This window comes from Halanaerobium sp., from assembly GCF_003070835.1.
The window spans coordinates 1-8,899 of record NZ_QBLR01000134.1 but is presented as its reverse complement, the minus strand read 5'-3'; the positions used below and the strand labels follow the sequence as shown (position 1 = coordinate 8,899).

Sequence of the window (8,899 nt, the reverse complement as noted above, 5' to 3'; positions counted from 1 at the left end):
AACCAGAACCCAGAGAAGAAAATTCTTTAATTGCTTTCATCATTATATAATCTTTTCTATTAATTTTATAGCTGATTTTTCCTTCCATTAAGAACATAATGGATTCACCTTTAAAGGGACTGGGGGGCATAAAATCACCTTCAAAAAATTGGACAATTCGCATTGAATGTTTTTCTTCATAACTAAAAATATTACATTTTTCATCCTTTTCTAGATACTCTTCTAAATCAAAAAATTTCAAACTTACCATCTCCTTTTGTGTTATTATTCACATAATATCACAAAATAGAATTGAATTTAACAGTCATTTGTGATTTTTTTATTTTAAATCTAAAGCTAAGAATTCAGCTTCTTTTTGAGCTCATAAACATTAAGCCGCTCCGGCACATAATCTTCATCCCGATTTTTTACTTTTTCCACTGGAATATTCAATTCTCGGCTGATTATCTTTTTAATCCTGCTTTCACAGAAGTTTGCCTGACACTCTCCGGTTTTGGCCCAGGTTCTTCTTTTAACAGCATCAGTTGTTTTGATTGGAATCGAACGACTTAAAGCATCCAGGATTTCAGCTTCAGTCACCGTTTCACAGCGGCAGATAATATTCTTCTCCGGGTCCTGATGGTCTATTTCACCGGCGAAATCTTCATCTTTTTCCACCACAATGCCTGGTCGATGGGGATTAAAATCATCTTTCTTATTCAGCTTAAGTCCTGAATCTTTTAAAATATTAACTAGCTTTTTTGCAATTGCTGGTGAAGAGGTTAGACCGGGTGAATCAATACCTGCTGCCTGAATGAAACCTTTATGCTCTGTCTCTTCGATTATAAAATCTCCTCTGGTGCTTTTAGGTCTCAACCCGGCAAAGGTTCTGAGCATCCTGTTGGTATCAAAATCCGGTACTGAGCGGCGGGCCTGGTCAATGATATATTTAATTTCCTTAAAAGTAGTGCTGACATCATTCTTTTTATCAATTTCTTCTGCATTGGGCCCGATCATAAAGTTACCGTGAGTAGTTGTTGTGGCCACTACTCCTTTAGTTTTAGGATTTGGTGCCTGAAAAATAACTGAATTAACTAAGTGAGACTGACTTTTGCTAAATACCACATATTCTCCCCGCATTGGATAAATTTCAAAATCATCAGTATTAAGCATCGATGCAATCCGGTCAGCATAAATTCCAGCTGCATTAATCAGATAGCGGCTTTTAATTTTTTCGTTTACTGTTTCTATTTCAAAATATCCGTTATCCTTTTCAATGTTTATAACTTCTGATTCCAGCTTTAAATCGACTCCGTTATCAACAGCATTTTCTGCCAGGGCAATGGTAAATTCATAGGGAGAGGTGACTCCAATACTCTTACAATAAAGAGCTGCCTGAACCTGATCACTGACATGAGGCTCAATTTCTTTAATCCGATCACCATCGATAATTTCTATCTCCTCTTCCGGCTGGCCGACTTTTAAAGCATTCTGGTAAATCTTTTCCAGTGTTTTTTCATCTTCTTCATCAAAAGCCAGCACCAGACCACCTGTTTTTTTGTAGCCAAAATTAAGCTCTTCGTTCAGCTTTTGATACATGGAATTCCCCTTAATGCAGAGCTCTCCTTTTAAGGTTCCTGCTTTAGCAACATAGCCGCCGTGGACAATTCCTGTATTGGCCTTGGAAGCACCGGTAGCAACATCCGATTCTTTTTCAATCAGTGTTAGCTCAAGCTGATATTTAGATAACTCTCTTGCTATTGCCGAACCAACCACACCCGCTCCTATAACAGCAACATCATACATTTAAGACCCTCCTTAATTTCTGAAACTTTATTTTAAATATTTCGAAAATTTATGGTATTAACTGACCGCTATTTAGTCTAAAAAGGCTTTTCCCACAATTTCAAATTTCGAGAAAAGCCTTTTCAATTATTTTGCACTGTAAATCTTTCTATATTTTTTCCCGCTTTTATTTTCACTTACTTCATAAACTGCTTCAACTAAAATATCATTATGCTCAAGCAGTTCTTTCAGTTCTTCCAGTTCAGCGGGAACAGCTATTGCCGAACCACAGTCGGTAGATATCTCCGGTGGTACAGCTGCCATCCTGTAAAGTAAATCATTATCCATAAAAACTTTTTCAGCCTTGATTGAATGATGAGTCGACTGAAATAAAATCAACTTATCCTGCTTTACTCCCATTCTATTTTAACTCCTTTTTGACCTTTTTTAGCTTTCGCAATCACAGCAACATCCAGGCCTTCTCCGTAGAGATCAATTAAAAGCTCGGCTGCATCTTCTTCGGCAACTGAAATTAAAAGGCCACCTGAGGTCTGCGGATCATACATTAGCTCATAAAGAGTCTGATCTCTTTTTCCGCTCTCACTGACAAATTCCTCATAATTATCTCTATTTTTATAAGCACCTGCTGGTAAAAGTCCGGATTCTGCAAAATCTCTTACTCCTTCAAAAATTGGAATCTCTGGAGCTTCAATTGTAATTTCCAGATTGCTGTTTTCTGACATCTCAAGCAGATGTCCAATCAAACCAAAACCGGTTACATCTGTACAGGCATTGATCTGATACTGGTCAAAATATTTTAAAGCAGTATTATTTAATGTTAACATTGATTTTACTGCCGGATTATTTTCATCACTTTTAGTGAAACCACCCTTAATTGCTGAAACCATAACTCCAGTTCCCAGCGGTTTTGTTAAAAGAATGAGATCACCTTCTTTTATACCGGAGTTGCTGAGTAAATTATCTGGATGAACAGTCCCGGTCACCGAAAGTCCATATTTGGGCTCTTCATCAACAACGGTGTGGCCGCCACATAAGCTGGCACCTGCTTCTTTAACCTTATCAGCACCTCCCTGCAGAATCTGAGAAAGAATCTCTGCTTCCAGACAGGACGGAAAACCAACAATATTCATTGCTAAAATAGGCTGGCCGCCCATTGCATAAACATCACTTAAGGCATTAGCAGCAGCAATCTGTCCAAATAGATAGGGATCATCCACTACCGGGGTAAAGAAATCAAGAGTCTGAATCAAAGCTATATCATCTGTTAGACTGTAGACAGCAGCATCATCAGCCTTATCAAGACCGATTAAAAGTTTTTCCGGATCAGCAGGAAAATTAACGCGACGCAGAACCTGCGCCAGAGCCTTAGGGCCCATCTTGGCTGCTCAACCAGAAGTTTTGCTGTAATCAGTTAATTTGATCTGAGACATAATATCACCAACTTTCTTTACTATTTCTTTAAATCTACATCTATAAATATATAATTAATGAAAGAAAATAGCAAATTAAACTCTGACAGTACTGCTGCTGTTGAGGCTGTCGACAATTTCATACATGTTGCTAACCTCTCCAACTTCAACCTGATCACTTAATTCGTAATAATCCAGGCAGGTTCCACAGAGTAAGATTTTAACCCCTGCTGCTTCTAAATCAGCTAAAACAGCAGTCACATCCTTTTCTAAAACAGCCAGCTTAACTCCAGCATTTAAGAAAATTACTTTTTTAGGCTGGGGCTTAATATCAAGTAGAGTTGAAAGAAAGCCCTTAATCAAAATTTTACCAAGCTCCTCTTCCCCTTCACCTAAGGTATCAGAGGCTACTAAATAAACTTTTCCCTGCTGAGATTCAGACTCAGAGCCGACAGCTGCACCAGCTTTATCATCTGCTTTATCAGCGGCGGTTTTTTTAATCATAATTTTAAAGTAATCTTCAGCTTCTTCTACAATCGTAACTTCTGCCTTCATTTTTCGAGCCAGTTTAGCAACATTTTCCGAAGCAGTTCTATTATCAACTACAGTTAAAATTTCATCATTATCAGCCATCGCTTTTTTGGTCAGCACAACCGGCTTGGGGCAGACTAAACCACGTGCATCTATTTCTTTCATTTTTAATTCCTCCAGTTAGAATTTGGATTTTTAAATTTGATCTGTTAATTATTTAAAGTAAATTAAATTACTTAATCGTTTCTATTATATTTAAAAATTTATCTACCTCAGCTTCAGTATTAAAATAACCGGGGCTGAGCCTCAGCATTCCAGTTTTGTCTGTGCCCAGGCTCTGATGTAATAGAGGAGCACAGTGCAGGCCTCCCCGCAGCTGAATATCATATTCCTGCTGCAGTTTAAAGGCCAGTTGGTTGGAGCTCAAACCCTGATGATTAAATGCTGTCACAGCTGTTCTATTTTTAATCTCTTTTTTTCCGTAAAGTTTTATCTCAGGTAGATCAGTTAAACCGGCAATCAGCCGCTCAAGCAGAGTCATCTCCCGTTGATGAATCCTGGCAAGGCCTTCATTTTTAATAAACTTAATTCCTGCCGCCAGACCAATTATTCCAGGTGTATTAAGGGTTCCTGCCTCCAGATAATCCGGCATTATTTCAGGTTGAGTAATGCTTAAGGAATTTGTTCCGGTTCCACCTTCTTTTAAAGGCAGCATAGACTTGGGATCTCTAACATATAAAGCACCAACTCCTGGTGGTCCAAATAATGACTTGTGGCCCGGGACTGCTAGAAAATCAATTTTCAGCTCCTCCACATCAATAGGAATCACTCCCGCTGTCTGGGCTGCATCAACTAAAAACAATATTTTTTCTGCAGCAGCTATTTCTCCAATTTTTTTAAGATCATTAACTGTCCCCAGAACATTGGAGGCATGAGAAATTACAATTAAGCGGGTATTATCTTTAACAGCATTTATGATTCCCTGATAATCAATTTCTGCACTTTCCGGGTCTATATCTATGTAATCTACTTCAATTGCTTTCTCAATTTTTAAGCGCTCCAGCGGTCTCAGCACTGAGTTATGTTCCATCTTTGAAGTTATAACATGATCTCCTCTTTTTAAAACACCCTTAATTACAGTATTTAAAGATTCAGTTGCTCCAGAATTGAAAACTATATGAGCAGAATCATTAACTCCAAAAAAATCAGCCACTTCTTCCCTGCCTGCAAAAACCATTCTGGCTGCATCAATACTTTTCCCAGAACCTGAACGACCGGGATTCATGCCTGAGTTTCTAAAAAATGTGTCCACCGCCTGATAAACAGACTCCGGTTTGGGCCAGCTGGTAGCAGCATTATTAAAATATATCATTAAATTTACACCGCCTTTTAAAAACTGTCTTAAATAATTAATTCTTTTTATAGCCTGAAAAACCTTTATTTAAATTTAGCTATCTGACTGAAAATGTTCATTTATGTTCACGCACCCGGTGCGTGAACATAAATGAACATAAAAAAGCCCCTGCGCTAAGACAGGAGCCTTCTCTTGGAGATTATTCAATTAAAGCGAACTTTATTTATATTTTCTAAAGATTTTCCAGGTCAGCTTTTACTTCTTCTACCAGACGGTCAATTTCCTGATAATCCTCTTCTGCCCCGTGGCCTTTTGCAACAACTGGATCATAGAGTTCTACCTTTAAGTTAGGCATTAGCTCTAAGAGCTTATCAGTCATTCTGCCTGCCCAGCCGTAAGAACCAATAATCGAAGCATAACGGGTTTTTGGCTTTAAGACATTGGCCAGATAAGCTGCATATACTGCAGATGGATGTGGTCCGGTTAAAACGGTTGGAGAACCAAAGATTACAGTTGATGCATCGACAAGTGAAATTGCCAGATCACCTAAATCAACATCGGCCAGATTAAAGGGTTTAACTTTAATTCCCTCATCAATCAACCGACTGATAAAGTATTTTATTAAATCATCAGTACTGCCGTGCATTGAAACATAGGGCACTACAACTTCTGGCTTAACCTCATCACTAACCCATTCCTGATAGGCTTCTAAAATCATTTCTGGATTATCATAAATAGGACCGTGGCTGGGAGCAATCATGTCAATCTCATAGTCTTCTAATTTAGCCAGATTCTTTTTGATAATCATTCTAAAAGGCATCATAATCTCAGCATAATATCTTTTGGCAGCCTTATAAACCTCACTATGATCTTCTACAAATAGATCACTGGTTGCCAGGTGAGAGCCAAAGAAATCACAGGGGAATAAAATATTTTCTTCCTGCAGATAGGTTGACATGGTTTCAGGCCAGTGAACCCAGGGAGTATCAATAAACTCTAAGGTGCGGCCACCCAAATCAACAGTCTCACCATCTTCAACTACTCTAATCTGATCAGAATCAAGATCAAGCAGGTCTAAAAGCATTGGCTTTGCTTTTTTGGAACTTAAAACCTCAGCTTCCGGAAACTTCTCTAATAAATGAGGAATAGACCCTGAATGGTCCTGCTCGGCATGGTTGGAAATAATGTAATCTATTTTTTCCACCCCGAGATCATCTAAATTATCTAAAAAGTCTTGAACAAAATCAGGCTCTACTGTATCAATAATTGCATTCTTTTCTTCACCTTTAACAAAATACGAGTTATAACTTGTACCATCAGGTAGAGGAATCAACTCATCAAACAACTTGCGGTGCCAGTCAATAATTCCCACACTGTAAATATCATCTTTAACTTTTCTAAACATTTAAAACTCCTCCTTATATTCTTATACTTTTTGAAAGTTATTATAATAATTATAAATATGTACAGACAGAATTAGCCTGTCAATACATATTATATTAATTCCGACTTCTTTTGTCAAGTTTATTATATGCCTTTTATTTTATTAGTTCTGTGAGCTATGTCACAGAAAAAATGCCCTGATTTAAATTCAAATCAAAAGGCATTAGAATTATTTTTTATTTATCTATAGGTAACACTATCTAGATTGGCTTCATATAAAACATATTTATCAAAGTTATTTTCAATTTCCACAGTTATTGAAGCCGGCAGATTATAATTTTGATAATCTATATAATCATCATAATAAGCTTTGAGGCTAACTCTGTTTCCATCGAAATTAAATTCATCAGTCGTAATAGAAATTAATTTTCCCTGTTCATTAAAATCAAGAACATAATTAAGTTTTCCAGAAGTAGTATTCAACTCCAGAAGTGTCCGGTTATTGCTCATGTATCTATAATCTATACTGCCGCTTGCTAAATAATAATAAGGAAAATAAACTGCATCAATAATCATCCGGCTCTTTAGAAAAGGTAGAGCACTCTGTCCGTAAACTTCCTGATTATTTTTAATTCCCATATATTTGAATTCATAAATCTGTTTATCTCCAATCGATACCTCTCGCAATTTATTAAAAGTAACCCGATTTTCATCAATAAACCACTCACTGACAAACTCCTCGTTTTTTAAATTGTAAAATGATTTGACTTTAAAATCAAACATCTCACCATATTTATCCTTACGGTATTTGCCAGAATAATTGAGATTAACATAAGTTGATAAATTTCTGTGATCCGGAATACTGGCCTGAATATATCTTCTTAAGGAAGAAGGAATAGAAATACTATTTGGATTTGGAATCGAAAGATTATCACTGAGTGTATATCGTCTCTGCATAGAGCTGACATCCTGCTCATACTGGCGGTCAAGATAGAGATTGGCCAATACTGTATATATTGAGAATGAAATTATTATTAAAAGTACTAGAATCAATATTTTTTTTAGCAAGATAATCACCTCTATTTATTATTTTAGATAAAATAACAGATCTTTCTATTAACGGCTTTTAAACAGGCCTTTGCAATTGCTAAGGAAATATTATTATTTACATGAACAGCTCCAACTAATTTTTCCTGTTTTAAATTGTTTTCGGGGTTATACATTGAAATTTCAGCAATTACCAGCTCCTCTTTGCCTTTGATCGTAAAAATATCATCAACAATAAGCTGCAGCTTAAAATCTAAATATTTATTTAAAATAGTTAAAACAGATCTTCCAATCAATTTTTCTATGCTTTCTCCAATTTGAGCTTCAAAACTTTCTTTGATTTCCTGCCCATTGATTTTCATTTCCACATTACAGCGGGAGCGATTATTTTCAGTATAAATTGAAACAAGTTCTATTCTTTCGCTGGAAAATGTGTCAGCAGCCTCTGCAAAATTACTGTCGATCCTGGCAATACTGATCTTTTTATGGTCTATTTTAAAATCTTTGTGCACCAGACAGACTGTTTCAACATCTCTAACAATCCTTTTAGGATCTCTTTTCTTATCAGCTATAATGTGGATTTCGTCTATCTGATCTGCACCTGTTAAATTACAGGAGACTACCCCTTCAAGTTCCTGAATCAATTTTTTTATTTCTGTATTCATATTCAGCTCTCCCCTTTTTAACTTTTTCGGTTTAATATTCAAGCGACAACTCTAATTTCCTGATTTTTTCTTCACTTTTAAATTTATCATCAAAATATCCATCTCTGATTAATTTAATCATTTTCTCGGCAATTTCCGGATCGAACTGTCCCCCGGCGCATTTTTTAAATTCCTCAATGATTTCTTCTTTGGTCATCGGCGGTTTATATGTTCTGCCGGTAATCATTACATCCAGTGAATCACAGGCCGTTAAAATCCTGGCTCCTACCGGGATTTCTTTTCCTTTCAGACCTTCAGGGTATCCTCTACCGTCCCAGCGTTCATGGTGGTATTTAATTACATCTAATTCTTTATTCAAAATATCTATATCCTTTAAAAGTTGATATCCATATTCTGTATGTCTTTTAATTTCTTGATATTCCTGTTCGCTTAATTTATCTGAACTTCGCAAAATATCATCGTCAACATAAATTTTACCTATGTCATGAATTTTAGCAACACTTATTATTTTTTCTGATTTAGCCCATGATAAATCCATTTCATCACATAGATGATATGTATATTTAGCCACTCGTTCACAGTGACCTTCAGTATAATGGTCTTTTGAGTCAATTACTTTTAAGAAACTTTCGATTATTTGAGTATAGGAGTTCAGTTGTTGTAGTCGAGAATAGAAAAAATCTTTAATTATAAATAATAAAATTATTACAAGAGCAAATAATATC

At 36.2% G+C, this 8,899-nt stretch carries 10 protein-coding genes; all 10 read right to left on the bottom strand.

The features are described 5' to 3' along the window. Nucleotides 1-241: hypothetical protein (locus CI949_RS12845; protein ID WP_290767102.1), on the bottom strand; the 241-nt coding region annotated here is incomplete at its 3' end. A 95-nt stretch (nt 242-336) separates the two neighbouring features. Continuing rightward, nucleotides 337-1,785, bottom strand: coding sequence for an NAD(P)/FAD-dependent oxidoreductase (locus CI949_RS12840; protein WP_290767100.1), 1,449 nt, complete (start codon nt 1,783-1,785; stop codon nt 337-339). A 126-nt stretch (nt 1,786-1,911) separates the two neighbouring features. Then, nucleotides 1,912-2,184: a DUF3343 domain-containing protein gene (locus CI949_RS12835; RefSeq protein ID WP_290767098.1), complete on the bottom strand. Its 273-nt coding sequence runs from the start codon at nt 2,182-2,184 to the stop codon at nt 1,912-1,914. Then, nucleotides 2,175-3,215 (bottom strand): selenide, water dikinase SelD, encoded by a 1,041-nt coding sequence (gene selD, locus CI949_RS12830; protein ID WP_290767097.1) that lies wholly within the window; start codon nt 3,213-3,215, stop codon nt 2,175-2,177. Before selD ends, CI949_RS12835 begins: the two co-directional genes overlap by 10 nt. A gap of 75 nt (nt 3,216-3,290) precedes the next feature. Beyond that, the gene (gene yedF / locus CI949_RS12825; protein WP_290767095.1) at nt 3,291-3,890 is read right to left on the bottom strand and encodes a sulfurtransferase-like selenium metabolism protein YedF; all 600 of its coding nucleotides are present in this window, start codon (nt 3,888-3,890) and stop codon (nt 3,291-3,293) included. A gap of 67 nt (nt 3,891-3,957) precedes the next feature. Next, entirely contained in the window at nt 3,958-5,097 is a 1,140-nt protein-coding gene (locus tag CI949_RS12820; protein ID WP_290767093.1) for an aminotransferase class V-fold PLP-dependent enzyme, read from the bottom strand. 214 nt (nt 5,098-5,311) lie between these two features. Further along, nucleotides 5,312-6,484 carry an FprA family A-type flavoprotein gene (locus CI949_RS12815; protein ID WP_108141365.1) on the bottom strand — a complete coding sequence of 391 codons (1,173 nt, stop codon included), beginning with the start codon at nt 6,482-6,484 and terminating at the stop codon, nt 5,312-5,314. Between the two features lie 218 nt (nt 6,485-6,702). Next, nucleotides 6,703-7,530, bottom strand: coding sequence for a DUF6544 family protein (locus CI949_RS12810; RefSeq protein WP_181248194.1), 828 nt, complete (start codon nt 7,528-7,530; stop codon nt 6,703-6,705). Nucleotides 7,531-7,553: 23 nt separating this feature from the next. Then, a complete protein-coding gene (locus CI949_RS12805) occupies nt 7,554-8,174 on the bottom strand; it encodes a hypothetical protein (RefSeq protein WP_108141396.1) in 621 nt (206 codons plus the stop codon). A 31-nt stretch (nt 8,175-8,205) separates the two neighbouring features. Continuing rightward, on the bottom strand, nt 8,206-8,899 hold a 694-nt coding region (locus tag CI949_RS12800), incomplete at its 5' end, for an HD-GYP domain-containing protein (RefSeq protein ID WP_290767089.1).

Coding starts and splice junctions, on each gene's coding strand:
- CI949_RS12820 (WP_290767093.1), bottom strand. CDS start 5,097: ATGATATATTTTAATAATGCTGCTACCAGCTGGCCCAAACCGGAGTCT.
- CI949_RS12840 (WP_290767100.1), bottom strand. CDS start 1,785: ATGTATGATGTTGCTGTTATAGGAGCGGGTGTGGTTGGTTCGGCAATA.
- CI949_RS12835 (WP_290767098.1), bottom strand. CDS start 2,184: ATGGGAGTAAAGCAGGATAAGTTGATTTTATTTCAGTCGACTCATCAT.
- CI949_RS12815 (WP_108141365.1), bottom strand. CDS start 6,484: ATGTTTAGAAAAGTTAAAGATGATATTTACAGTGTGGGAATTATTGAC.
- CI949_RS12805 (WP_108141396.1), bottom strand. CDS start 8,174: ATGAATACAGAAATAAAAAAATTGATTCAGGAACTTGAAGGGGTAGTC.
- yedF (WP_290767095.1), bottom strand. CDS start 3,890: ATGAAAGAAATAGATGCACGTGGTTTAGTCTGCCCCAAGCCGGTTGTG.